The 25,170-nt window shown below is 67.2% G+C and carries 25 protein-coding genes and 1 pseudogene; 16 read left to right on the top strand and 10 right to left on the bottom strand.

Annotated elements, in window-relative coordinates; translation table 11 throughout:
- Window positions 1-13 precede the first annotated feature (13 nt).
- The 7 genes from W7S_RS22775 (at window position 14) to W7S_RS22750 (ending at window position 5,628) form a co-directional block, all read left to right on the top strand.
- Complete coding sequence (locus tag W7S_RS22775; protein WP_008261198.1) at window positions 14-856, top strand: sugar phosphate isomerase/epimerase; 843 nt, start codon at window positions 14-16, stop codon at window positions 854-856.
- A gap of 25 nt (window positions 857-881) precedes the next feature.
- Window positions 882-1,775: a thioesterase family protein gene (locus tag W7S_RS22770; protein ID WP_014385868.1), complete on the top strand. Its 894-nt coding sequence runs from the start codon at window positions 882-884 to the stop codon at window positions 1,773-1,775.
- A gap of 27 nt (window positions 1,776-1,802) precedes the next feature.
- The gene (gene proC / locus W7S_RS22765) at window positions 1,803-2,678 is read left to right on the top strand and encodes a pyrroline-5-carboxylate reductase (RefSeq protein WP_176476855.1); all 876 of its coding nucleotides are present in this window, start codon (window positions 1,803-1,805) and stop codon (window positions 2,676-2,678) included.
- Between the two features lie 139 nt (window positions 2,679-2,817).
- Complete coding sequence (locus W7S_RS22760; protein WP_026071177.1) at window positions 2,818-3,075, top strand: cell division/environmental response transcriptional regulator; 258 nt, start codon at window positions 2,818-2,820, stop codon at window positions 3,073-3,075.
- Window positions 3,076-3,221: 146 nt separating this feature from the next.
- Window positions 3,222-3,323, top strand: a complete 102-nt coding sequence (locus W7S_RS26560; RefSeq protein ID WP_003402602.1) for a 30S ribosomal protein bS22 — start codon at window positions 3,222-3,224, stop codon at window positions 3,321-3,323.
- A gap of 107 nt (window positions 3,324-3,430) precedes the next feature.
- Window positions 3,431-4,558, top strand: coding sequence for an SDR family oxidoreductase (locus tag W7S_RS22755; RefSeq protein WP_014385867.1), 1,128 nt, complete (start codon window positions 3,431-3,433; stop codon window positions 4,556-4,558).
- On the top strand, window positions 4,540-5,628 hold the full coding sequence (locus W7S_RS22750; protein ID WP_172417540.1) for a lysophospholipid acyltransferase family protein: 1,089 nt from the start codon (window positions 4,540-4,542) through the stop codon (window positions 5,626-5,628). Before W7S_RS22755 ends, W7S_RS22750 begins: the two co-directional genes overlap by 19 nt.
- Window positions 5,629-5,694: 66 nt before the next feature.
- On the opposite strand, the gene W7S_RS22745 is transcribed toward W7S_RS22750, so the two are convergent.
- The 8 genes and pseudogenes from W7S_RS22745 to W7S_RS22715 form a co-directional block, all read right to left on the bottom strand.
- Window positions 5,695-6,621 carry a cyclopropane mycolic acid synthase family methyltransferase gene (locus tag W7S_RS22745; protein ID WP_008261174.1) on the bottom strand — a complete coding sequence of 309 codons (927 nt, stop codon included), beginning with the start codon at window positions 6,619-6,621 and terminating at the stop codon, window positions 5,695-5,697.
- Window positions 6,622-7,143 carry a MaoC family dehydratase N-terminal domain-containing protein gene (locus W7S_RS22740; protein WP_009955042.1) on the bottom strand — a complete coding sequence of 174 codons (522 nt, stop codon included), beginning with the start codon at window positions 7,141-7,143 and terminating at the stop codon, window positions 6,622-6,624.
- 44 nt (window positions 7,144-7,187) lie between these two features.
- Window positions 7,188-8,099, bottom strand: a complete 912-nt coding sequence (locus W7S_RS22735; protein WP_014712437.1) for an HAD family phosphatase — start codon at window positions 8,097-8,099, stop codon at window positions 7,188-7,190.
- Between the two features lie 242 nt (window positions 8,100-8,341).
- Window positions 8,342-8,557 (bottom strand): hypothetical protein, encoded by a 216-nt coding sequence (locus W7S_RS26555; RefSeq protein ID WP_081490141.1) that lies wholly within the window; start codon window positions 8,555-8,557, stop codon window positions 8,342-8,344.
- Window positions 8,558-8,727: 170 nt separating this feature from the next.
- A complete protein-coding gene (locus tag W7S_RS27060) occupies window positions 8,728-9,516 on the bottom strand; it encodes a hypothetical protein (protein WP_036453991.1) in 789 nt (262 codons plus the stop codon).
- Window positions 9,513-11,963, bottom strand: coding sequence for a putative adhesin (locus W7S_RS22725; RefSeq protein WP_014712435.1), 2,451 nt, complete (start codon window positions 11,961-11,963; stop codon window positions 9,513-9,515). Before W7S_RS22725 ends, W7S_RS27060 begins: the two co-directional genes overlap by 4 nt.
- A 4-nt stretch (window positions 11,964-11,967) precedes the next feature.
- Window positions 11,968-12,258: a WXG100 family type VII secretion target gene (locus W7S_RS22720; protein WP_014712434.1), complete on the bottom strand. Its 291-nt coding sequence runs from the start codon at window positions 12,256-12,258 to the stop codon at window positions 11,968-11,970.
- A pseudogene (locus W7S_RS22715) lies at window positions 12,251-12,558 on the bottom strand (WXG100 family type VII secretion target). The gene W7S_RS22720 and the pseudogene W7S_RS22715 overlap by 8 nt, the downstream one beginning before the upstream one ends.
- A 59-nt stretch (window positions 12,559-12,617) precedes the next feature.
- Here W7S_RS22715 and W7S_RS22710 point away from each other — a divergent pair.
- The 7 genes from W7S_RS22710 (at window position 12,618) to W7S_RS22680 (ending at window position 18,839) form a co-directional block, all read left to right on the top strand.
- Entirely contained in the window at window positions 12,618-12,887 is a 270-nt protein-coding gene (locus W7S_RS22710; RefSeq protein WP_014712432.1) for a glutaredoxin family protein, read from the top strand.
- A gap of 115 nt (window positions 12,888-13,002) precedes the next feature.
- A complete protein-coding gene (locus W7S_RS22705) occupies window positions 13,003-14,373 on the top strand; it encodes a glutamyl-tRNA reductase (RefSeq protein WP_014712431.1) in 1,371 nt (456 codons plus the stop codon).
- 13 nt (window positions 14,374-14,386) lie between these two features.
- The gene (hemC, locus tag W7S_RS22700) at window positions 14,387-15,334 is read left to right on the top strand and encodes a hydroxymethylbilane synthase (RefSeq protein ID WP_014712430.1); all 948 of its coding nucleotides are present in this window, start codon (window positions 14,387-14,389) and stop codon (window positions 15,332-15,334) included.
- Window positions 15,335-15,357: 23 nt separating this feature from the next.
- Window positions 15,358-17,016, top strand: a complete 1,659-nt coding sequence (locus tag W7S_RS22695; protein ID WP_014712429.1) for a uroporphyrinogen-III synthase — start codon at window positions 15,358-15,360, stop codon at window positions 17,014-17,016.
- Window positions 17,016-17,996 (top strand): porphobilinogen synthase, encoded by a 981-nt coding sequence (gene hemB / locus W7S_RS22690; RefSeq protein ID WP_014712428.1) that lies wholly within the window; start codon window positions 17,016-17,018, stop codon window positions 17,994-17,996. Before W7S_RS22695 ends, hemB begins: the two co-directional genes overlap by 1 nt.
- Before the next feature lie 55 nt (window positions 17,997-18,051).
- Complete coding sequence (locus W7S_RS22685) at window positions 18,052-18,582, top strand: DUF3093 family protein (protein ID WP_008261142.1); 531 nt, start codon at window positions 18,052-18,054, stop codon at window positions 18,580-18,582.
- Window positions 18,579-18,839, top strand: a complete 261-nt coding sequence (locus W7S_RS22680) for a hypothetical protein (RefSeq protein WP_008261140.1) — start codon at window positions 18,579-18,581, stop codon at window positions 18,837-18,839. The genes W7S_RS22685 and W7S_RS22680 overlap by 4 nt, the downstream gene beginning before the upstream one ends.
- On the opposite strand, the gene W7S_RS22675 is transcribed toward W7S_RS22680, so the two are convergent.
- Window positions 18,823-19,263 carry an STAS domain-containing protein gene (locus tag W7S_RS22675; RefSeq protein WP_014712427.1) on the bottom strand — a complete coding sequence of 147 codons (441 nt, stop codon included), beginning with the start codon at window positions 19,261-19,263 and terminating at the stop codon, window positions 18,823-18,825. The two genes, W7S_RS22680 and W7S_RS22675, sit on opposite strands and share 17 nt — an antisense overlap.
- Window positions 19,264-19,619: 356 nt before the next feature.
- On the opposite strand from W7S_RS22675, the gene W7S_RS22670 reads away from it, so the two are divergent.
- Window positions 19,620-20,858, top strand: coding sequence for an acyltransferase (locus W7S_RS22670; RefSeq protein ID WP_014712426.1), 1,239 nt, complete (start codon window positions 19,620-19,622; stop codon window positions 20,856-20,858).
- A 90-nt stretch (window positions 20,859-20,948) separates the two neighbouring features.
- Complete coding sequence (locus W7S_RS22665) at window positions 20,949-21,635, top strand: GDSL lipase (RefSeq protein WP_036453986.1); 687 nt, start codon at window positions 20,949-20,951, stop codon at window positions 21,633-21,635.
- On the opposite strand, the gene W7S_RS22660 is transcribed toward W7S_RS22665, so the two are convergent.
- Entirely contained in the window at window positions 21,620-24,940 is a 3,321-nt protein-coding gene (locus W7S_RS22660) for a LuxR C-terminal-related transcriptional regulator (RefSeq protein WP_014712424.1), read from the bottom strand. The genes W7S_RS22665 and W7S_RS22660 overlap by 16 nt on opposite strands.
- Window positions 24,941-25,170: the final 230 nt, after the last annotated feature.

Below are 25,170 nucleotides of genomic sequence, written 5' to 3'. Positions count from 1 at the left end.
GCGCCCACATCCAGTGCGCCCAGCCATCAAAGTCGGCCTCTCCACGGCTTCGGTGTACCCGTTGCGGGCCGAGGCCGCCTTCGAGTACGCGGCCCGGCTCGGCTACGACGGCGTCGAGCTGATGGTCTGGGCCGAATCGGCGAGTCAGGACGTCGCGGCGGTCAAGAAGCTGTCCAGGCGCTATCGCGTGCCGGTGCTGTCGGTGCACGCGCCGTGCCTGCTGATCTCGCAACGGGTGTGGGGCCCCAACCCGATCCCCAAGCTGGACCGCAGCGTGCGCGTCGCCGAACAGCTGGGCGCGCAGACCGTCGTCGTGCATCCGCCGTTTCGCTGGCAGCGGCGTTACGCCGAGGGGTTCAGCGAGCAGGTGGCGAAGCTGGAATCGTCGAGCGACGTGATGGTCGCGGTGGAGAACATGTTCCCGTTCCGGGCGGACCGGCTCTTCGGGGCCGGCCAGTCGCTGGAACGGATGCGCCGGCGGGGCGGCGGCCCCGGCCCGGCGATTTCGGCGTTCGCGCCCTCCTACGACCCGCTCGACGGCAACCACGCGCACTACACGCTGGACCTGTCCCACACCGCGACGGCGGGAACCGACTCGCTGGACATGGCGCAGCGGATGGGTGCCGGCCTGGTCCACCTGCACCTGTGCGACGGCAATGGTCTGCCCGCCGACGAGCACCTGGTGCCCGGACGCGGCACCCAACCCACCGCCGAGGTGTGCCAGATGCTGGCCGGCGGCCAGTTCGCCGGGCACGTCATCCTGGAGGTGTCGACGTCCAGCGCGCGCTCAGCCAATGAGCGCGAAGCCATGCTCGCCGAGTCGCTGCAGTTCGCCCGCACGCATCTGCTGCGCTGATGATTCAGGAGACCCGCAAAAGTCCATGAACGCGTTATTCACCACCGCAATGTCGTTGCGGGAGGCCGGTTCCGGCGTTTACGAAGGAGAGCTCGACAAGCGCTGGACCATCGGTCCCAAGGTGCACGGCGGCGCGATGCTGGCCCTGTGCGCCAACGCCGCGCGCACCGCCTGCGGCGGACAGCCGGCCGGACCGGACCTGCAACCGGTCGCCGTGTCCGCGAGCTTCCTGTGGGCGCCCGATCCGGGGCCGGTGCAGTTGGTCACGTCGATCCGTAAGCGCGGCCGCCGGATCAGTGTCGTGGACGTCGAGCTCACCCAGGGTGACCGCACCGCGGTGCACGCCGTGGTCAACCTCGGCGAGCCCGAGCATTACCCGGTCGACGATGCGGGCCGTGAAGCGGCCCGAGGAGGAGCCGGGTCATCGAGCAGGCCGGTCGACGGCGCGGTGAAGCCGTTGCTGTCGGCCAACCCGGTGGCCGACCTGATGACGCCCGAACCACCCGACGACATCGAGCCGATCGGCCCCGGGCATCCGCTGGCCGGCCTGGTGCACCTGGGCGAGGGTTGCGACGTGCGGCCGGTGTTGTCGACGATGCAGGTCCGCGACGACGGGCGCCCGCCGGTGATCCAGATGTGGGCACGCCCCCGCGGCGTGGCCCCGGACGCGCTGTTCGCGCTCATGTGCGGCGACCTGTCGGCGCCGGTGACCTTCGCCGTGGACCGCACCGGTTGGGCACCCACCATCCAGCTCACCGCCTTCCTGCGGGGGTTGCCCGCCGACGGCTGGCTGCGCATCATCGCGACCTGCACCGAGATCGGGCACAACTGGTTCGACGAGGACCACACGGTCGTCGACAGCCTCGGGCGCCTGGTGGTGCAGGCCCGCCAGCTGGCGTTGGTCCCTGCCGCTCGCTAGCCGGCGGTGTCTGCGATGCTGTCCGGCATGGCAAGAATCGCGATCATCGGTGGCGGCAGCATCGGGGAGGCACTGCTGTCGGGTCTGCTGCGCGCGGGCCGGCAGGTCAAGGACCTGGTGGTGGTCGAGCGGGTGCCCGAGCGCGCCAAGTATCTGGCCGACACCTATTCGGTGCTGATCACCTCGGTGGCCGAGGCGGTGGAAAACGCGTCGTTCGTCGTGGTCGCGGTGAAGCCCGCCGACGTGGAGTCGGTGATGTCGGAGGTCGCCCGGGCGGCCGCCGCGGCGGAGAGCGATACCGCCGAGCAGGTCTTCGTCACGGTCGCGGCCGGCGTCACCATCGCCTACTTCGAAGCCAAACTTCCGGCCGGGACGCCGGTGGTGCGGGCAATGCCCAACACCGCGGCGCTGGTCGGCGCGGGCGTCACGGCCCTGGCCAAGGGCAGGTTCGTCACCCCGCCGCAGCTGGAGGGCGTCTCGGCCCTGTTCGATTCCGTCGGCGGGGTGCTGAGCGTCCCCGAGGGCCAAATGGACGCCGTCACCGCGCTGTCGGGCTCGGGTCCCGCGTATTTCTTCCTGATGGTCGAGGCGCTCATCGACGCCGGCGTTGCGGCGGGGCTGAGCCGCGAGGTGGCGGGCGATCTGACCGCGCAGACCATGGCAGGCGCGGCGGCGATGCTGCTGGAACGGATGGACGCCGATCGCCGGCTTTCCGAGGCCGAGGCGCCCGGGATGCGGGTGGACGCCACCGCGACGCAGCTGCGGGCGACCGTGACGTCCCCCGGCGGCACCACCGCGGCGGCCCTGCGTGAGCTGGAACGGGGAGGCCTGCGAGCGGCCGTGGATGCGGCGGTTCAGGCCGCCAAAATGCGCTCTGAGCAGCTAAGAATTACATCAGAGTAATCCAAGATTTTTGAACTGATTGTCCCCCACCAGTACCAGTAACCCCATCAGTCCCGCTATTCTCCTCTTTGTAAGCACGTGTCGGTGCCAGCGGAGGGGAAGCCGCTGGCATGCGCGTGCCTGACACGATTGGGTAGCGATGACGTCTACGAATGGGCCATCAACGCGAGATTCTGCAGGTAAGCCGCGGGACACCGGTTCCGTCGATGGCCAGCAGGGCAGGACGCAATTTCTCACCGTCGCCGAGGTGGCCGCGTTGATGCGGGTCTCCAAGATGACGGTCTACCGGTTGGTGCACAACGGCGAACTACCCGCGGTCCGGGTGGGTCGGTCCTTCCGGGTGCACGCCAAGGCCGTCCACGACATGCTGGAGACGTCCTACTTCGACGCGGGCTGACCCGAACCGGTGGCCGCTCGCGGGCGGCACCTGGCTTCGCGGCTCGGCGGCGATCACGCGACGCGGTTTGGCGTTGGGTGCGTCCGGCTGGGTAAAGTGTCCGGGTCCAATCTTTGAAGCAGGTCTCGGTCTAGATAGCGGAGTTCATGGGTTCAGTAATCAAGAAGCGGCGCAAGCGTATGTCGAAGAAGAAGCACCGCAAGCTGCTGCGTCGCACCCGGGTGCAGCGCAGAAAACTCGGCAAGTAACTCCCGCGGCGGCCTTCCTAAGGCCGCCATAAGGTCACCGTAAAAAGGCCCTAACTGGTCGCTTCGCGCCATAGTGCCGCCGTCCCGCCGACCGCTAGGCTGACCGGGTGGATGGGTCGAATGGGGAGAACACCGGGCCGGACGACACCGCCGGCAACGCGGCGCATTACCCCAAAATCGTGCTGGTCACCGGTGCCTGCCGGTTTCTGGGCGGCTACCTGACGGCTCGGCTCGCGCAGAACCCGATGATCAAAGGGGTCATCGCGGTGGACGCGATCGCCCCCAGCAAGGACATGCTGCGCCGGATGGGGCGCGCCGAGTTCGTCCGCGCCGACATCCGTAACCCCTTCATTGCCAAGGTGATTCGCAACGGCGACGTCGACACGGTGGTGCACGCGGCGGCCGCGTCGTACGCTCCGCGGTCCGGCGGCACCGCGGCGTTGAAAGAAATCAACGTGATGGGCGCGATGCAGCTGTTCGCGGCCTGTCAAAAGGCGCCCTCGGTGCGCCGCGTGGTGCTCAAGTCGACGTCGGAGGTGTACGGCTCGAGCGCCCACGATCCGGTGATGTTCACCGAGGACAGCACCAGCCGTCGTCTGTTCCGCGACGGTTTCGCCAAGGACAGCCTCGACATCGAGGCCTATGCGCGCGGATTGGGGCGGCGCCGGCCCGACATCGCCGTGACGATCTTGCGGCTGGCCAACATGATCGGCCCGGCGATGGACACCACGCTGTCGCGTTATCTCGCCGGGCCTTTGGTGCCGACGATGTTCGGCCGCGACGCCCGGCTGCAGTTGTTGCACGAGCAGGACGCCCTCGGCGCGCTGGAGCGCGCGGCCATGGCCGGCAAGGCGGGAACCTTCAACATCGGCGCCGACGGGATCATCATGCTGTCGCAGGCGATCCGTCGGGCGGGCCGAATCCCTTTGCCCGTACCGGGTTTCGGCGTCTGGGCCCTGGACTCGTTGCGCCGCGCCAATCGCTACAACGAGATCAGTCGCGATCAGTTCGATTATTTGAGTTACGGCCGCGTCATGGACACGAGCCGGATGCGCTCGGAACTCAACTACCAGCCGAAATGGACGACGGCGGAGGCCTTTGACGACTATGTTCGCGGCCGAGGCCTGACTCCCATAATCGACCCATATCGGGTACGCTCCTTGGAGAGTCGCGCCATATCTCTAGCCCAGCGCTGGGGTAGCCGAAATCCAATTCCGTGGGGTGGGGTCAGGTAGGTATCGTGGCGGGTGAAACCAGAGCGAATGTCATTCCACTGCATACGAATCGGGGCCGTGTCGCAGCGCGTCGGAGAGCCGACCAGAGGGCAGAGTCGGCCCGCCAGCACCCCTCGTTACTGACCGATCCGCGCGGCCGCGCCTCGGCGGAGCAGATCGCCGCGGTGGTTCGCGAAATCGACGAGCACCGCCGTGCCACGGGGGCATCGCCCGGCGAGGCGCCGCTGAATGAGCTGGCGCAGCGCGTCGCGTCGGTGGCCGCATTCCTCCGCCAGCGGCTGACGGGTGACTACAGCGTCGACGAGTTCGGTTTCGATCCGCACTTCAACAGCGCGATCGTCCGGCCGTTGTTGCGGGTGTTCTTCCGGTCGTGGTTCCGGGTCGAGGTGAGCGGGATCGAGAACCTGCCCGCTGACGGCGCCGCGCTGGTGGTCGCCAATCACGCCGGGGTGCTGCCGTTCGACGGGCTGATGCTGTCGGTGGCCGTGCACGACGAGCACCCCGCGCACCGCGAGCTGCGACTGCTCGCCGCCGACATGGTGTTCGACCTGCCCGTGGTGGGCGAAGCGGCCCGCAAGGCCGGCCACACCATGGCCTGCACGACGGACGCGCACCGGCTGCTCGCCGCCGGCGAGCTCACCGCCGTGTTCCCCGAGGGCTACAAGGGGCTGGGGAAGCGCTTCGAGGACCGCTACCGGCTGCAGCGGTTCGGCCGCGGCGGATTCGTCACCGCCGCGCTGCGGACCAAGGCGCCGATCATCCCCTGCTCGATCATCGGTTCCGAAGAGATCTACCCGATGCTGACCGACGTCAAGTTGCTGGCACGGCTGTTCGGGCTGCCGTACTTCCCGATCACTCCGCTGTTCCCGTTGGCCGGGCCCATGGGCCTGGTGCCGCTGCCGTCGAAATGGCACATCGCCTTCGGTGAGCCGATCTACACCGACGACTACGCGGCCTCCGACGCCGACGACCCGATGGTCACTTTTGAGCTGACCGATCAGGTGCGCGAGACGATCCAGCAGACGCTCTACCGGTTGCTGGCCGGCCGTCGCAACATCTTCTTCGGCTGAGCGGCGCGCCCAAAAGGAAACGCCACCACGGAAACCCGTGGCGGCGTTGACCTTTGAAGTAGTCGACTACTTCACCATGGTGAACTGGCAGACGTTGGTGTAGCCGTCGCGGAACAGATCCGAGCAGCCCCTCAGGTACTTCAGGTAGATGTCGTAGGTCTCCTGCCCCTTGAGGGCGATCGCCTCTTCCTTGTGCGCTTCGAGCGCATCGCCCCAGGCGGTCAGGGTCGGCACGTAGTTCTTGCCGATGAAGTGGTGTCGCTCGATCTTGAAACCCGCGTCCGTCGCGTACTTGTCAACCAGGTCGACCTGGGGCAGCTTTCCGCCGGGGTAGATCTCCTTCAGGATGAAGCTGATGAACCGCAGCAGGGTCATGTTGACCTTCAGGCCCATCGCGTTGCCCTCTTCGCGGGTGGGGACCACGATCGAGTGCAGCAGCATGCGGCCGTCGTCGGGCAGCAGGTCGTAGTACTTCTTGAAGAAGGTGGCGTAGCGCTCGTACCCGGCGTCACCGGCGCCGTCGGCGAAGTGCTCGAACGCGCCCAGCGACACGATCCGGTCGATCGGCACGTCGCCGGGGAATTCCTCCCAGCCCTGGATCCGCACCTCTTTACGGCGGGGGCTGTCCATCTTGTCGAACTCGGCCACGCAGTGGGCGTACTGGTTCTCGCTCAGCGTCAACCCGATCACGTTGACGTCGTACTCCGCCACCGCGTGCCGCATCGTCGAGCCCCAGCCGCTGCCGATGTCGAGCAGCGTCATGCCGGGCTCGAGGTTCAGTTTGTCCAGCGCGAGCTTGCGCTTGGCGTACTGCGCCTCTTCCAGCGTCTTGGTCAGATTCTGTGGGTCCGGGTTTTCGTCGAAGTAACCGCAGCTGTAGGTCATCGACGGGTCAAGCCACAGCTTGAAGAACTCGTTCGACTTGTCGTAGTGCGATCGCACCGCCTCGACCGGCGGGTGCAGCTGCGTTCCGGTTTCCCCCTGTAGTGACATTTACAACGCCCCTAACTTTCCTGCGGATATTGATGCGACCGCCGCAGCGGTTGCCTCGGTCTCGGCTTGGCTTGCGGCTTCCCCCAGCATTGTGACAACGCTGGTGACGATCGGCTTTCCATCGGCATCGGTCACTTCGCTGCGGATTTCCGCCAGCACGGTGCCGTGGGACTCGATCACCGAGTCTAGGTAGGTGTCGAAGAAAAGCCTATCGTGAGCCAGGATCGGGCGGTGGAACTTGAACTTCTGGTCACGGTGAATGACCCTGGCGATGTTGATGGGGATGCTGAACTTCGTGAAGATCTCCAACTGAACGCGGCGCCCGGCGATCGCGAGGAACGTCAACGGCGCCACCATGTCGGTATACCCGGCCCTCCGGGATTCATTCTCGTCGAAATGCGCCGGGTGGTCGTCTTTGATCGCCAGGGCGAACTCACGGATCTTTTCGCGCCCGACCTCGAAGTAGTCCGGTGCGCGGTAATGGCTGCCGATGAGTCCTTCGGCTTCTTTGGGGACTGTCATGCCGCTGTGCTCTCCGCTCGAATATGTCTGCGCGGCGCAGCCTATCAGCGTGATTGCCGTCGAGAGGCCACCGCGGCCAGCGCACCGCCGGCCGCGCCCAGCGCCAATGCCGACGGCACCCCGATCCGGGCCGCTTTGCGGGCGGTGCGGAAGTCGCGAATCTCCCATCCGCGCTCCCGTGCCAGCGCGCGCAGGCGGGCGTCGGGATTGATGGCGACCGCGGTCCCCACCAGCGACAGCATGGGCACGTCGTTGTAGCTATCGGAGTAGGCGGTGCAGCGTTTCAGGTTGAGCCCCTCGCGGATTGCCAGCGACCGCACCGCGTGCGCCTTGCCGGTGCCGTGCAGGATGTCGCCGACCAGCCTGCCGGTGAAGACGCCGTCGACCGATTCCGCGACGGTGCCCAGCGCGCCGGTCAGGCCGAGCCGTCGCGCAATGGTCGCGGCGAGCTCGTAGGGCGTGGCGGTGATCAGCCACACCTGCTGGCCGGCGTCCAGATGCATTTGAGTCAGCTCGCGAGTGCCGGGCCAGATCTTGTCGGCGATGATCTCGTCGTAGATCTCCTCGCCCAGGGCCACCAGCTGCTCGACCGACCGGCCTTCGATGAAGGCGAGCGCCTTGCGCCGGCCCGCGGCGACGTCGTTGCTGTTTTCCTTGCCGAGGACCTGAAACTTGGCCTGGGCGTAGATGAATCCGATCACATCGCGATAGGTGAAGTAGTTGCGCGTGGCCAGCCCGCGGCCGAAATGCACCGCCGAGGAGCCCTGCACCAAGGTGTTGTCGACGTCGAAGAAGGCGGCGGCGGTGAGGTCGACCGGGGGTTGCGGACGGTCCGGGGTGGCGGCGGCTTCCTCCTGCATGCCCTCGATCGCGCGGGCCGCGCTGGCGTCCGCGCCCAGCGACTCCAAGTCAACGTAACCGGTGTGGTCTGCGTTGACCGGGTCAAAGGAAGTCATCGCCCAACCTCCTAGATCGCTGTGGTGCCTGGTGACCCGGCGGGTGCCCGATATCCAACCCTATCGGGCAGTTGGCGTGGGGGCGGTTATGGCTGCCGGGCTGATGCCTCGGCCTGCCGAACGTGACGCTGGCGTCACGTTCGACGCCGAGTGTGACTGCACCGTCACACTCGTGGCTGGGCAGGCCGGGTTGGTCGGGGCGCGACAAGACTTGTCCGTGGGCGTCAGTGCAGGAAACGGCCTTAAGCTTCCTTGTTGGGATCCCACTCGGTACCGGATGTGTCATCCCAAAATTTCGGCGAGACGTCTGTTTTGCGGTCTTCTGGCGCAACAGCGTCGACTCTGGCCTGAAATTCGTCGAAGGCGTTTCTTGCGCGCGCTAATTCTTCTTCTGTTGGCGCGCTGACACCGGCTTCTTCTGGCGTCGAAAACGTCTTACCGGCAATCTTTTTGCTCATTGAGGACTCCCATCATGACAAGGAGGTGCGAGTCAACAGCTAGTCAGCGTTCGATCATTTCGATAATCGTCCTAGCTGCCCGAACAGCTGGCACCAGGGTTGAGAGTAGACGAAGCCGAGGACACCGCGGGCGACTGATTGTTATGTGGACGCGTCTGCTGCAAAGACGTTTATGATTCGTCTGTTCCGTTGGCGGTCAGTGATTCACGATCGAAGATCACCCAGTCATCGGCGTTGTTGACGATCTGGACCCCGTCGAGCTCGGTGGTGGTTCTGAGCATATCCTTGAGCGCCTCCCACTTCATGCCCCCGTATCTGATCCCTGGACGTGTTCGCGTCGTGTATGCGCGTATTACCCGTGGCATGTGCTGGACGGCAAACGTTTTCATAATCGGTTGGCCGTCTTCGCTTTGCGCTTTCGCTAGCTCAATGAATAGCTCGCGTCCTCGCAGGACAGACCCGATCGACGGCGAAAGTTTTTCTGGCGGCGTGTGAAGAGCGCGTGTTATCAGATCTTCGACCGCATTCTCGTTATCCGGCGGACGGTCAGTGAGTTTATTCACGTGAGTTTCTCTAGATCGCAGAACATCGAGGACTTCGGTTATTTGTTGTTTATTAATTCCCACCCACTGCGACGTACGATTGCAGACGATCACCCAGTCTAGGTCCGGCATGTCGAGCGCTGCGGCAAGCGCATCTTCGAAAGCACCTCCGGCGAAGGTGTTGGGCAGGTCTGGGTGGTCTTCCGATGTATATAGCATCATGGCATTTGTACCGTCGGGCAATCGGAGCAACGGGGTGGCGTTCAGTTGCTTTCCCTCGTGCTCAACAGTCGTTCGAGGGAAAAACAATTCGATACCACGAAGTGCCAAAAAAAGACGTCGATCTGCCTGCGGCGACTTTTGTTGAGCAGCGAAATCAATCAGTTCATCGATTCCAGCGTTGTGGGGTGCCGTCAATGTTTATGCCTTTCGTATGGCGTGAACTTGTCATTGAATTTATCATATATTCCGTGCACGTGATACACCTTGCCAGTCGGCGAAGTTGGGTCAAATGTGCATACTGCTAAATCGACGGGGCCCATGTTTTCGTGGATGAGATTACTGATGAGGGTAGGGCTCGTCACAGTTTGTGGTGCTCCCAAAATGTTTAACCCGTCCGGCGGATGTATTGTGTAGTTTGGAATAAGCTCACCGGCTTTAAAAGTCTTGGAATAAACGCCGGAGGTGTCTCCGCCGGTCTCGATGAGATTGCCCAATGAGTCAGTGATGGTCGAGCCGTGTTCCGCAAAAGTCGTAATACTTGAGCCTTTCGGCACAGTAAAGAAACCGCTGTCGGGATCATAACTTCCATGTCCGCTTATTGTGTGCCTCTCGCCTTGCGGCATCTCGTCATGCGGAATCCCGTGACCGGGAAGTTCCCCCGGTTGATGCTGGCCTTGGTCGGGCGGTTGGTCACCGCTGTATGGCGGCTCCTTTGAAGTTTCATTGGGGCCGGAGCCCGACGGGCGCGCCCCGTCACCAGGAAGGTCAGCCCCGTTCCCATCGCCGGGCGGGTGTGAACCGCCGCCAGGCGGCTCGGGCGGATGGGCAGGGGGTTCTCCGCCATGAGGCACCTCGCCGAGGCCGGGAGGTGCTTCGGCAGGGAGGCCGCCCGCTGGGATAGAGGGAAGCGACGGCGGCTCCGGCATCGATGGCATCGAAGGAGCCGAGGCCGCCGGCATCGAAGCTGCGGGCGCCGAAGCGGCGGGCGCGGCCGCTGCCGGCTCCGCGGGTGGTAGCCGCGTAGGCGCAGCCTCGTGCGACTGCGGATGTGGTGGCGTGCCTTCCGCGGGCGCCGATACCGGCGGCTTTCCCCCCGATTCCGGCGGGACCCCAAGCGTTTTCGGTTCGGCGCTGTGCGGTGTCCCGCCAACCGGCGGCTTGGATTCCGTCGGGCTGTGCGGCAGGGGGCCGTCGGCGGGGCCCAGTGCCGGTTTGCCCGAAGGAGCCGGCGCGGGACGACCCGGCTCCGGCGGCTTGACCTCCGGCGGTTTGACCTCCGGCGGCTTGATCGACGGAGGCTGAGGAATCTCAGGCGGCTTCTTCAAACCCTTCAGCACATCGGCCGCCCGGCTTCCCGCTTTGCCCACCTTGGAGAGTGGTCCGCCAGGCAAGGCCAAGGTCAATCCATCAAAAAGGGTCTTGCCGAGCGCTTCGGCGGGGTTGGACCCCCACTCGTCCCAGTGAGTGACGTCCTTACCGAGCGCCTTCCACGAGTCGGCGACGCCGGGCCCTCCGTCGGGGCCCAAGCCGACGAGCGGCGCGGCCCCGGAGACCATGCCGTATACGTCTTTGGCGTAGCCGATCGGATCGGTCTGGAGCCGGTTCGGGCTGAACTTCGCGAGCTGCTCAAGGAAGTCGTAGCCCTCGACGCCGACGCCTTTCAGGGTCTGGCCCACTTGATTGAGGGCCCTGCCGACCGGCGTCCCGTGCAGAAAGTGGTCCCACTCTTTATCCGCCCAGTGGGCCATATCCTTCGCGGCGGTTTCGGCCGCCGACATCGTGGCCTCGATCTGGCCGCCCAGCGTTTCGGCTTCCCGCGCAAAGTTATTGACGACGGTCCGGATGTCGTCGGCGATCCTCTTGATCTCGTCTTCGTCTTCATCGGTCAGGAGGTCCCACACCTCTTTGATCCCAGTCATCGGGTCGCAGATGCGGGACAACAAATCCAGGATCGCCGCGTGCACCTTGTCGATCTGGGCCGCGTAACTGTTGAGTTGCGCGGCAATCGTTTGGCATTGCTGCGCAACGCTGGCCGTGGCTCCGGACGCATCGGCCAACGCTTTGTTGATGGCCGCGGCCTCGGGAATCTGCTGCCCGGCAATGGCGGCCATGCTCCCGCCACCGGCCGCGATCTCGGTCGTCATGAAGTTGACGCCCGCCGTCGTCCATGCCGCCGCAGCGGCACGCAACTTCGCCGAATCGCCAGTGGGCCAGATCATTCCGATGTACGGCGCAACCCAGCTCCAGCCCGCCGGGGCACTGCTACCGGCGCCCACCGCCGACGGCGGATGCGACGGCGCGCTCAATGGCGCGGTCACCGGCGGCGTCGGCAAGCCTTCGGCGCGGCCCGTCACATCCGACATCGCCTCGGCGTGCGCATAGTTGTGTGCCGACATCCGCACGCCGTCGCCGATGCTGCAGAGTCCGTTGCGGGTACTGGTCATCGCCTCGATGACCTTTGCCGCTGCGCCGTTGTACGTGCGGCCCAGCGCCGCACCGACGGGATCGTCACCGGCCATGCCCACGCTGCCGGCGAGCGCCGTGGTCAGGCCCGAGATCACCGATCCCAGCGACTCGCCGGTGGACAGTACCGTGGCGCCGGCGCGATCTAGGGCAGTCGGGTCACACGCCAGCGGCGCCATGTATTCACGACCACATACCGAGATTCGTCGACATCGCGCCGGTGTAGTTGCCGTGCGCTGTCGTGGCCACCTTCTCCAGTTGCGCCAGCGCCTCGCGCATCATCGCCTCGCCGCGCACCCAGTGCTGATGCGCCTCGGCATGGGCCGCCGCGGCCTCTCCCGTCCACGTCCCATGCAAACGCGTTACGCGAGAATCGATTTCGGCAACCATATCTTCGGCGTAGCGCTGAAACGCCGCCATCCGCTGCACCGCGTCGGCTAACGCCTGCGGATCAACCCGAAACGCCTCAGCCATCGCGCACCGCCCGCTCGGCCTGGGCGCAGGCGGACTCGTTGCTCTCATACGCGCCCCCAGCCTGGCCCACCAGGCGCGCCAGGATCGACAACCCGATCTCGACCTCGCGGGCGCCCTTGTGCCACAGCTCCCATGCCGAGGCATAGGCCCCCCGGCCGCGCCCTGCCAACCACCCAGCATCTGGCCCACCTGATCGTCGAGCTGGGACAGCTGGGCCGAAAGATGCTCGGCCGCACCGCTCAGCGAGACGGCGGCGCCCTGCATCACCACCGGATCGACCCGCACCGTGTTGTCGGCCATAGCCGGAACATAACTCCTGGTAGACGCCCCCACAAGTCGCTGATGACACACTGATTCCCATGACCCGAGCGACCGGCCGCCCGCAGGTGGAGTTGTTGACCCGCGACGGGTGCACCATCTGCGAGCGCATCCACGCCCGGCTGGTCGTTTTGGCCGGTGAGCTGGGCTTCGATCTGTCGACGACCGACGTCGACGCCGCGGCCGCGGACGGCGACCCCGCGCTGCGCGCCGAGTTCGGTGACCGGCTGCCGGTGGTCCTGCTCGACGGGCGCGAACACAGTTACTGGGAGCTCGACGAGCCCCGGCTGCGCGCGGATCTCGCCCGCTGACGAGGCGGCCGGGTGGCCGCGGGGCAATTATTTGGTAGCCCAGCTGATAAACGTTTACCGTGGACAGCAGTTCAGTTACTGGGAGATGCAAGGGAGCTGGCCAGGTGATGCTGCCGTGAGCGTCTTGCTCTTCGGGGTTTCGCACCGCAGTGCGCCGGTCTCCGTCCTGGAACAACTCAGCATCGACGAGTCCGATCAAGGCAAGATCGTCGACCGGGTGCTGCAGTCGCCGCTGGTGACCGAGGCGATGGTGCTGTCGACATGCAACCGGGTCGAGGTCTATGCGGTGGTGGATGCGTTCCACGGCGGGCTCGCGGTGATCGGACAGGTGCTCTCGGAGCATTCCGGGATGTCGATGACCGACCTCACCAAATACGCCTACGTCCGGTACAGCGAGGCCGCCGTCGAGCATCTGTTCGCGGTAGCCAGCGGCCTGGATTCGGCGGTGATCGGAGAGCAGCAGGTGCTCGGTCAGGTGCGCCGCGCGTACGCCACCGCCGAGACCAATCGCACCGTCGGCCGCGTCCTGCACGAGCTGGCCCAACGCGCGCTCTCGGTCGGCAAGCGGGTGCATTCCGAGACCGCCATCGACGCCGCCGGCGCCTCCGTGGTGTCGGTTGCCCTGAACATGGCCGAACGCCGGCTGGGCGGTCTGTCGGGCCGGACCGCCGTGCTGGTCGGCGCCGGGGCGATGGGCGCCCTGGCCGCGGCGCATCTGTCTCGCGCCGGTATCACCCAGGTCCACGTACTCAACCGGTCGCTGTCCCGGGCGCAGCGCCTGGTCCGCAAGATCCGCGAAACCGGTGTGCGGGCCGACGCGCTGCCATTGGAGCGGCTGACCGACGTCCTGGCGGGTGCCGACGTGGTGGTCAGCTGTACCGGGGCGGTGAGCCCGGTGGTCTCGCTGGCCGACGTGCACCACGCGCTCGCGGCCGCGAACCGGGACGAAGCTACGGACCCGCTGGTGATCTGCGACCTGGGCATGCCGCGCGACGTCGACCCGGCGGTGGCCGGTCTGCCCGGTGTGTGGGTCGTCGACGTGGACCGCGTGCAGCACGAGCCCTCGGCCCACGCCGCGGCGGCCGACGTCGACGCGGCCCGCACCATCGTGGCCACCGAAGTTGCCGCCTACCTGGCCGGCCAGCGGATGGCCGAGGTCACCCCGACGGTGACGGCGCTGCGCCAGCGCGCCGCCGATGTGGTCGAAGCCGAGCTGCTGCGCCTGGACAACCGGCTCCCCGGGCTCGCCAGCGCGCAGCGCGAAGAGGTCGCCCGCACTGTGCGGCGGGTGGTGGACAAGCTGCTGCACGCCCCCACGGTGCGCATCAAGCAGCTCGCCAGCGCCCCCGGCGGCGACAGCTACGCCGAGGCGTTGCGCGAGCTTTTCGAACTCGACCAGACCGCCGTCGACGCCGTGGCCGCGGGCGAATTGCCAGTCATCGCAAACGGTTTCGACGCGGGCCCCCCGCAGCAACCTGCCGAGTAGCCGATTGGCGAACGTGATCCGGATAGGCACGCGGGGCAGCCTGCTGGCCACCACCCAGGCCGGCGTCGTCAGAGACGCCCTCATCGCGCTGGGTCACCCGGCGGAGCTGGTGACCATCACCACGGCCGGGGACCGGTCGTCGGGCCCCATCGAATCCTTGGGGGTGGGTGTCTTCACCACCGCGCTGCGCGAGGCCATGGAAGAGGGCCGCGTGGACGCCGCGGTGCACTCCCACAAGGACCTGCCGACGGCCGACGACCCGAGGTTTGCTGTGGCCGCCATACCCGTGCGCAACGACCCGCGTGACGCGGTGGTAGCCCGGGACGGACTGGTGCTGGGGGAGTTGCCACCGGGTTCGCTGGTGGGTACCTCCTCGCCGCGGAGGGCCGCGCAGCTTAGAGCATTGGGTCTCGGTTTGGAAATCCGCCCCCTACGAGGCAACCTAGATACCAGGTTGAACAGGGTAAGCAGTGGTGATCTTGACGCGATCGTGGTGGCCCGGGCGGGTCTGGCCCGACTCGGTCGCCTCGATGACGTCACCGAGACGCTAGAGCCGGTGCAGATGTTGCCAGCACCGGCTCAGGGCGCGCTCGCCGTCGAATGCCGTGCCGATGACACCCGGTTGGCGGCGGTGCTGGCGGAGCTGGACGACGCGGACACGCGCGCGTCGGTCACCGCGGAGCGAACTCTGTTGGCCGAACTGGAGGCCGGCTGCTCCGCACCGGTGGGCGCGATCGCTGAAGTGGTCGAGTCCATCGATGAGGAAGGCCGGATCTTCGAAGAGCTGTCGCTGCGTGGCTGCGTGGCGGCGCTGGACGGGTCCGACGTGATCCGCGCGTCCGGCATCGGCACTCCCGGTCGAGCACGAGAGCTTGGGCTTTCGGTCGCCGCGGAGCTGTTCGAACTTGGCGCCCGGGAGCTGATGCGCGGAGCGCGGCAAGACCCGACGCGAGGAAATTAAATGCGAGTTACGTGGGAGCGACAATGACGACGCGAGGGCGTAAGCCGACACCCGGCCGCATCACGTACGTGGGCTCCGGCCCCGGTGACCCGGGACTGTTGACGACCCGGGCCGCGGCGGTGCTGACGAACGCCGCTCTGGTGTTCACCGACCCTGACGTGCCCGAGCCGGTGCTGGCGCTGATCGGCAAAGACCTGCCGCCGGTTTCCGGCCCGGCCCCGGCCGACCCGGCCGCCTCCAGCGGCGACGGCGCCGACCAGGGCCAGACGCAGCCCGCGGTGATCTCCGGTGGCCCCGACATCCGCCCGGCGCTGGGTGACCCCGCCGAGGTGGCCAAGACCCTGACCCACGAGGCGCGGACGGGCGTCGACGTGGTCCGCCTGGTGGCCGGTGACCCGCTGACGGTCGACGCCGTCATCACCGAGGTCAACGCCATCGCGCGGAGCCACCTGCACATCGAGATCGTGCCGGGGCTGGCGCCCACCAACGCCGTCCCGACGTACGCGGGGCTGCCGCTGGGCTCCTCCCACACGGTGGCCGACGTGCGCGACCCCAATGTGGATTGGGAGGCTTTGGCCGCGGCGCCGGGGCCGCTGATCCTGCAGGCCACGTCGTCGCATCTGGCCGACGCGGCGCGCACCCTGATCGAACACGAGCTCGCCGAGAACACGCCGTGCGTGGTGACCGCGCAGGGCACCACCTGCCAGCAGCGTTCCATCGAGACGACGCTGCACGGCCTGACCGACTCGGCCGTGCTGGGTGGAACCGACCCGGCGGGCCCCCTGACCGGTCCGCTGGTGGTGACCATCGGCAAGACGGTGTCGAGCCGGGCGAAGCTGAACTGGTGGGAGAGCCGCGCCCTGTACGGCTGGACCGTGCTGGTGCCCCGCACCAAGGACCAGGCCGGCGAAATGAGCGAGCGGCTGACGTCCTACGGCGCGCTGCCGATCGAGGTGCCGACCATCGCCGTCGAGCCGCCACGCAGCCCCGCGCAGATGGAACGGGCCGTCAAGGGATTGGTCGACGGCCGCTTCCAGTGGGTGGTGTTCACCTCCACCAACGCGGTGCGTGCGGTGTGGGAGAAGTTCGGCGAGTTCGGGCTGGACGCGCGCGCGTTCTCCGGAGTGAAGATCGCATGCGTGGGCGAGTCGACCGCCGACCGGGTCCGGGCGTTCGGGATCAGCCCCGAGCTAGTGCCGGCCGGTGAGCAGTCCTCGCTGGGTCTGCTCGACGACTTCCCGCCCTACGACAGCGTTTTCGATCCGGTGAACCGGGTCTTGCTGCCGCGGGCCGACATCGCCACCGAGACGCTGGCCGAGGGCCTGCGCGAACGTGGTTGGGAGATCGAGGATGTCACCGCCTACCGGACGGTGCGGGCCGCGCCGCCGCCGGCGGAGACGCGGGAAATGATCAAGACCGGCGGGTTCGACGCGGTGTGCTTCACGTCCAGCTCGACGGTGCGCAACCTGGTCGGTATCGCCGGCAAGCCGCACGCGCGGACGATCATCGCCTGCATCGGCCCCAAGACCGCCGAGACCGCCGCCGAGTTCGGTCTGCGGGTCGATGTCCAGCCCGAGACCGCCGCGGTTGGTCCGCTGGTCGACGCTTTGGCCGAACACGCCGCGCGGTTGCGCGCCGAGGGCGCGCTGCCACCGCCGCGCAAAAAGAGCCGCAGGCGCTAGTGTCCTACCCGCGGCAGCGTCCGCGTCGGCTCCGCTCAACCCCGGCGTTGCGCCGATTGGTCGCGCAAACGTCGCTGGAGCCAAGGCATTTGGTGCTGCCGATGTTCGTCGCCGACGGCATCGACGAACCCCGGCCGATCGCCTCGATGCCGGGGGTGGTCCAACACACCCGCGATTCGTTGCGCGGCGCCGCCGCCAGCGCCGTCGCCGCCGGGGTGGGCGGGCTGATGCTGTTCGGTGTGCCGCGTGATGAGGACAAGGACGCGGTGGGGTCGGCCGGCACCGATCCCGACGGCATCCTCAACGTCGCCCTGCGCGACCTGGCCAAGGACCTCGGCGAGGCCACCGTGCTGATGGCCGACACCTGCCTGGACGAGTTCACCGATCACGGCCACTGCGGCGTCCTCGACGACCGCGGTCGGGTCGACAACGACGCGACCGTGGCCCGATATGTGAAACTCGCTGTGGCGCAAGCGGAATCGGGCGCGCACGTGGTAGGTCCGAGCGGGATGATGGACGGTCAGGTGGGCGCGATTCGCGACGGGCTGGACGCGGCCGGCCATACCGACGTGGCGATCCTCGCCTACGCCGCCAAGTTCGCATCGGCGTTCTACAGCCCGTTCCGCGAAGCGGTCAGTTCCAGCCTCTCCGGCGACCGGCGCACCTATCAGCAGGAGGCGGGCAATTCCCGCGAGGCGCTCCGCGAGATCCAGCTCGATCTGGACGAGGGCGCCGACATCGTGATGGTGAAGCCGGCGATGGGTTATCTGGACGTTGTGTCGGCGGCGGCCTCGATTTCGCCGGTGCCGGTGGCCGCCTATCAGGTGTCGGGGGAGTACGCGATGATTTGCGCTGCGGCCGCGAACAATTGGATCGACGAGCGCGCGGCGGCGCTGGAATCATTGACGAGCATCCGGCGCGCCGGAGCCGATATCGTTCTCACCTATTGGGCCGCGGATGCGGCAGGGTGGCTTTCGTGAGACGGGGCTTGCGTTGACATCAGAGACGACCAGAAGCGATACCCAACCGAAGCCGTTGTTCTACGAACCCGGCGCCACCTGGTGGTGGGTGGCGTGCGGCCCGGCCTCGGCGGCGGCCATGGTCCTGATCGAAATCTGGAGCGGTGCCAAGGTGTCGCTCGTGGTCCCCGCGATCTTCTTCGTCCTGGTGTCGGCGTTCGTGGGGTTGCAGGTGAAGGCGGCGCGGATCCACGTCTCGGTCGAGCTGACCGAAGACGCCCTGCGCCAAGGCACCGAGACCATCTTGGTCCGCGAGATCGTCAGGGTTTATCCCGAGCCCGAGAACCACGAAGCCTCCGGCAAGGAGCTGGCGCGCTGGCAGTCGGCGCGGGCGCTCGGCGAGTTGGTCGGGGTGCCGCGCGGACGGATCGGCATCGGCCTCAAGCTCACCAACGGCCGCACCGCCCAGGCGTGGGCGCGCCGTCATCGCCAGCTGCGGGCGGCCCTGACTCCGCTGGTCCAAGAGCGGGTGGAGCCCACCGGCACCGACGTCATCGACGGCGATCCGGACGACCCCGCCGGCGATCAGGCCGGGCCCGCGCAATGATCGCCAGCTACCGAGCGCTGGTCGAGCTCGCCGTGGCGGTCGCCGCCCTCGCGGGCTCGGGATATAGCTGGACGCGCTCGCATCACACGGTGGCCGTCGCGCCCATCGCGGAGGGGCAGCCCTTTACGACGTCGGTGGTCTATGACCCGCAGCTGTTGCTTCTGACACTCGTGCTGTTGACGAGCGCCGGCGTGCTGGTGGTCGTCGGCGCGGCCAGGCTGCGGCGTGCCCGCTCCGGCGCTACGACGTCTTCCTGACCAGCGGCAACGCCATCGTGCGGCGGACCCTGATGGCGTCGGCCCGGTCGCGCAGTGCCTCCTGAACGGAGCGCATCAGCGGGAAATTGGCGTCATGATCGGTGTCCTCGAGCACCGCGATGACCGCCGAGCTGGCCACCAGCGTCCAATCCACACCGGCGGCCCGACAATCGGCATCGAACGCATACAAGAGCGAAATACCGGCCTCAGCAAATTGACCGACATCGGCGACATCGAGCACCACAGGGTTTTCCCCGAGCGTGAAACGCCGAATGTGGCGACTGACGCGGTCGACATTGGCGTCGTCGATTTCGCCGCGGATATGCACCACTGTCGCCAAGTGGCGGTAGTGCGCCCGCACCTGAGCGCCATCGCACTCAAAGACGCAGTTGTCGTGGCGACTCCCGGTGCCTGCGATCGTCATGAGGACCCCTCACTCTCCGTGTCGCTCGCGCTGGCCTTGGGGCGCGCCTCCCCGCTCACCAAAGCTGCCTTAAACGCTAGGCCGCAAGCCTAAGGACACCGGTAGCCGCGCCTAACGCTTTGCTAAGAAGCAAAATGCGATTTCGCGGCGAGCAAACCTCCATAATCGACGTCGCGCATTCCGGGCGGCCCTGAAGGCCGTGTGCCACACCACAACCGTCCCCGCATGTCGGCGATTGCGCTGCTAGGCTGCCATGGCTGCCGGTTGCTAGTCGGGGGGGCTTGCGAAATGGCGAGATCGCCCGCTCAGCCGATAGCAGGAGAACGGAACGGCAGGATCCAGACGGGAAGAGCAGCGTGCGGGGCGGAGAGATCCGGGGCGAAATCAAGGCCCTGACGGGACTCCGTATTGTCGCCGCGCTCTGGGTGGTGCTGTTTCACTTCCGGCCGATGCTCGGGGATGCGTCGCCCGATTTCCGCGACGCGCTGGCCCCCGTCCTCAACTGTGGCGCCCAGGGCGTCGACCTCTTTTTCATCCTCAGCGGCTTCGTGCTGACGTACAACTACCTCGACCGGATGGGACGGTCCTGGTCGACCCGTGCCACCCTGCACTTCCTGTGGCTGCGGCTGGCCCGGGTATGGCCGGTGTACCTGGTCACGTTGCACCTCGCCGCCCTGTGGGTGATCTTCACCCTGCACGTGGGCCACGTGCCGTCGCCGGACGCCGCCTCGCTCACCGCGGTCAGCTACGTGCGGCAGATCCTGTTGGTGCAGTTGTGGTTTGTGCCGTTCTTCGACGACTCGAGCTGGGATGGGCCGGCCTGGTCGATCAGCGCCGAATGGCTGGCGTACGTGCTTTTCGCCCTGCTGGTGTTGGTGTTGTTGCGGATGAAGCAGGCGACGCGGGCGCGCAGCCTCATGGTGCTGGCATTCGCGGCGTCGTTGCCGCCGGTGGTGATGCTGCTGGCCAGCGGGCACTTCTACACGCCGTGGAGCTGGCTGCCGCGGATCGTCACGCAGTTCACCGCTGGCGCGCTGGCCTGTGCCGCCGTGCGCAGATTGCGGCTGACCGACCGCGGCCGCCGCGTCGCGGGGTACATCTCGCTGCTTCTGTTGGCCGCGATGGTGGGCGTCCTGTATTGGTTTGGCGCACACCCGATATCCGGGGTGGTGGAAAACGACAGCGGCGGCGTCGTCGACGTGTTGTTCGTTCCGCTGGTGATCTCGCTGGCCGTCGGCTTGGGGAGCCTGCCGAGGATGTTGTCGACGCGGGTGATGGTGTACGGCGGTCAGATCTCGTTCTGCCTGTACATGGTTCACGAGCTGGTGCACACGTCCTGGGGTTGGGCCGTGGAACAATTCGAGCTCGCAACGCAGGACAATCCGTGGAAATGGAACGTCATCGGTCTGCTCGCGATTGCCGTGGTCCTTTCGATCGTGTTGTATCACGCCGTCGAAGAGCCCGCCCGCCGCTGGATGCGCAAGATGGTCGACGTCCGGGCCGTGAACGCGAGGAGTGATCCTGGCGAGTCGACGAACGGCAAGCCCCATCCGATCGACCGTCCGCTGGAAGCGATTTCGGTCCGCGCGGTGTGATGGCTGCTTTTGCGCCCGGCCGCGAGTCACGGGCAATATTCGATGAGAACACGGCGGCACCCGACCATGCCGTTGACAGTGGAGGTATGAGTGAGTCGTCTGGCCACCTTTCTCATTGGGTTGAGTTTTCTGGGGGGCGTGGGCATCGCATACCCACCGCAGGTGCGCACCTACGCGACGCTGACGCTGGACTTCCGGCTGAATCACCTGGCAGTCATCGGCGATTCGTACACCACCGGTACCGATGAGGGCGGCCTGGGCGCGCGGTCGTGGCCGTCGCGCGCGTGGCAGGCGCTCGGTGCGCGGGGCTCGCGGGTTTCGGCCGATGTGGCGGCCGAGGGCCGCGCCGGTTACGCCGCGCCCGGCGACCACGGCAGCACCTTCGAGGACCTGACCGCCAGGGCCGTCCACCCCGATGACGCGCTGGTGGTGTTCTTCGGCTCCCGCAACGACCAGGGTATCGATCCCCTGCTGCTGACCGAAAAGACCCACGCCGCTTTGGATCTGGCGCGCCGGTTTGCGCCGGCCGCGCGCTTGCTGGTGATCGGTCCGCCGTGGCCGACCGCCGACGTTCCGCCAGCGATGTTCCTGATTCGCGACGTCCTGGGCGGCGCGGCGGGGGCCGCCGGGGCGACGTTCATCGACCCGATCGCCGAGCACTGGTTCGTCGGCAGGCCCGACCTGATCGGCCCCGACGGCGTGCACCCGAACGACGCGGGGCACCAGTACATGGCGGACAAGATCGCGCCGCTGATCCGTACTCAGCTGTCGACGTGACGGGCCGCCTCCTGCGCGAGTTGCACCCGCGACGACACGGCGAGTTTGGCGTAGACGTGTGTCAGGTGGGTCTGCACGGTGCGTGGTGAGACGAACAGGCGCGTCGCAATGTCCTTGTTGGGCAACCCTTCGCTGACGAGCCGAACGACATCGCGCTCGGTCGGCGTGAGTGACTCCCATCCGCTGGCCGGCCGGCCGCGCGCGCCGCGACCCCGCTGCGCGTACGCGATGGCCTCGGGGGTGGACAGCGCCATGCCTTCGGACCAGGCGGATTCAAAGTTTGTTTGCCCCAATGCTTTACGTATGGCCGCCAGTGAAGCAGCGTAATCCGCATCAAAGACCCTGAAGCGAACCTCGGCGTGGCGCTGCCGCACGGCTTCGGCCGCCCCGAGAAGCCGCGCGGCGTGCTCGGGGTTGGTGGCGGCGGCCAGCGCGGCGAGGCATTCGAGCGTGTCCGGGAGGTGCAGGTATCCGCCGGTGCGCTCGGCGACTTCGAGGGCGTCGTGCAGGTCGCGGTCGGCCTGCTGCGGCTCGCCCTGCGCGACGGCGACCCGGGCGCGCGCGATCAGCGCCATCAGCCGATGCCAGCCCGGAACGGTCTGGACCGTGTCGTCGGCCCAACGACGGGCAGCGACGAGATCACCACAGCCCATGGCCGCCTCGGCCATCGGCAGCGTGCTTCGGGTCAACAGCTCCTTCAGCGGGTAGGTGTGCCGCAAGGCGGCGTCGCAGGCCTGTTTGGCGGCGACGGCATCGTCTCTGGCCAGCGCGGCATTGGCCAGGGATACGTAGGCCGAATCCTCGTGGAATCCACCCAAGGCGGCTCCGACTTCCAGGGCGGCTTCGGCCGCCGTGCTCGCCGCCGCGGGGTCGGTGAACGCGAGCACCTGCGCCAATACGATCAGGCCGAACGTTTCCATCGGTCGGTCCCCGGCGGCCCGCGCCTCCTCGACCAGCGAACGGGCCACAGAGAGCGCCTCGGCCAGCTTGCCCTGTGTTGCCAGCGCAGTCCCAAGGAACGTCCGGCTGTACCGGGACATGAAGCTGTCACCGAGTTCGTCGGCGAGGTCTCGTCCCTCCTCGCCGGCCGCCTGCGCAGCGATGGGGTCTCCGGCGACGCCCTCGGCGAAACTCTGATAGGCGCGCAGGTGACAAAGCGCCGCAGCATCTTTCGACGCGCGAGCCAGTTGTACGCCGTCGGCGAGATACGGTTCCGCCAACTCGGGGTTGCCGATGGCCAGCATGCCGCAGGTCATTAGGCAGTGCGCGACGAGCGTCCGGTCGCCGACTTCGCGGGCGGCGGCCAACGCCTCTTCCGCCCGCTGCAGGCTGGCCGGGACGGAGAACCAGACCGCCAGCAATCCGGCGTCGGCAACGGCGCGTATCCAGGTCTCGGGAGCGACGTCGTCGTCGCGGTACCGCTCGTCGGTGAAGACGGCCTCGAACCCCGCGACGCCCTCCCGAAACCGCCCGCGCGTCACCCACAGTCGCTGCAACGCTGAAACCAATTGCAGCGCAGGGCCGAACTCACCGGCGTCACAACTCCACGCGTGCGCCGCCCGCAGGTTGTCCATCTCGAGCTCGCCCCACGGGACCAACGGCGTCCCGTCGCCGCGGGTCTGCGATTCCAGCGTCGCGGCGGCCGCGGTGTAGTGGTCGCGGTGACGGGTCCGCACCGCCTCGGCCTCGCCCGATTCGGCAAGCTTTTCCAGTCCGTACTGGCGGACGGTCTCCAATAGGCGGTATCGCATCATCGTGTCGACTTCCTCGGTGACGATCAGCGATTTGTCGACGAGCAGTCCGAGCTGATCGACGAGCTGAAAGTGCTCCACGTCCGCGTCGGCGCCCACCGCGTGGGCGGCATCGAGATCGAAGCCGCCCATGAACACGGCCAGGCGGCGAAACAGGATGCGTTCGGGCTCGGTGAGCATGGCGTGCGACCAGTCGATGGAGGCGCGCAGCGTCTGTTGACGGCGGACCGCGGTGCGCGCGCCTCCGGCGAGCAGGCGGAAGTTGTGGTGGAGACCATCGACGATCTGGGTCAGCGACAGCGTGCGGGTGCGCGCGGCGGCGAGCTCGATCGCCAGCGGCATGCCGTCCAGGCGCCGGCAGATCTCAACGATCGCGGCCGAATTGTCCTCGGACAGACGGAAATCCGGCCGTGTACGGCGGGCCCGGTCGATAAACAACTCGACGGCCTCGCCATCCACCGACAGCGACGGCACGCGCCAGGTGAGCTCTCCGGCGATGCCGATCGGCTCCCGGCTGGTCGCCAGCACGGTGACATCCGGGCCCGCGTCGAGCAGGGCCACGGCCAGCGCCGCGCTGGCGTCCAGCAGGTGCTCGCAATTGTCCAGGATCAGCAGCATCTTTCGATTGCGGACGAACCTCGACAGCGTTTCCATGGTGGAGCGGCCCGGCTGGTCGGGAAGACCCAGAGTGCGCGCCACGGTGACGGGCACGACGAGGGGGTTGGTCACCGGGGCGAGATCGACAAACCAAGCCCCGCAGGCGGACTCCCCGGCTATCACATCGGCGACCTGCACCGCCAACCGCGTCTTTCCCACCCCACCCGCGCCGGTCAGGGTCACCAACCTGTTGTCGCGCAGGGCCTGCCCGATGTCACTGATCTGGGTGCCGCGCCCGACGAAGCTGGTCAACTGGCTCGGAAGACGGGAACTGGCACCGTCATTCGCCACGCGCAACGGCGGGAAGTCGTTGCGCAGACCGGGATGGTTGAGTTGGACGACCCGTTCCGGCCGCGGCAGATCCCGTAGCGGGTGCTCACCCAGCTCGGTCAGCCACGCGTCGGTCGGCAGCCGGTCGATCACCAACGGCTCGGTCGCGCCGGACAGCACGGTCTGCCCGCCGTGGGCGAGGTCACGCAACCGCGCGGTCCGATTGATGGTGGGCCCGGCGTAGTTGCCGGCGTCGCGCAATTGAATCTCCCCGGTGTGCAGGCCGATGCGGATGCGGATCGGCGGCTGCACGGTTAGCTGCAGCTTCAGTGCGCACGCGACGGCGTCGCTGGCGCGCGCGAACGCGGCCACGAAGCTGTCGCCCTCGCCCTGTTCGACGGGCCGCACGCCGCCGTAGTGGGCGACCAGATCGTTCACGGTGTGGTTGAGCTGCTCGAGCGCGGTTGTCATGGTCTCGGACTGGGTTTCCCACAACCGCGTGGAGCCTTCGACGTCGGCGAGCAGCAACGTCACGGTTCCAGTGGGCAGCTCGCTCACGATCTGCTCGCTCCAGTTCAGCAGCGGCATGTCGGCCGGCGGATCAATGCTGATCATGTTAGCCAGCATGCGGGCGCCAGGGGTGTAAAAACATCAGCGCAAACGCGTAGAACCAGACATACGCCATGCGGATTTACTCGCAAGGTTCCTTTGCTACGGGCCGCCTAGTCCTCCGCGTGGCGCTCGTAGTCCCACCGCTCCAGGCGATCTTGCAGGTGGAGCAGGCCGACTCCGGCGAAGGGCGCGGCGACCGCGATGCAGACCAGCAGCAGTGGAGACATGAGCTAAACCCTCCAAAA

This window comes from Mycobacterium sp. MOTT36Y, from assembly GCF_000262165.1.
GTDB classification, from domain to species: Bacteria; Actinomycetota; Actinomycetes; order Mycobacteriales; family Mycobacteriaceae; genus Mycobacterium; species Mycobacterium intracellulare.
The sequence above is the reverse complement of the archived record's forward strand: the minus strand, read 5'-3'. Positions and strand labels throughout refer to the sequence as shown.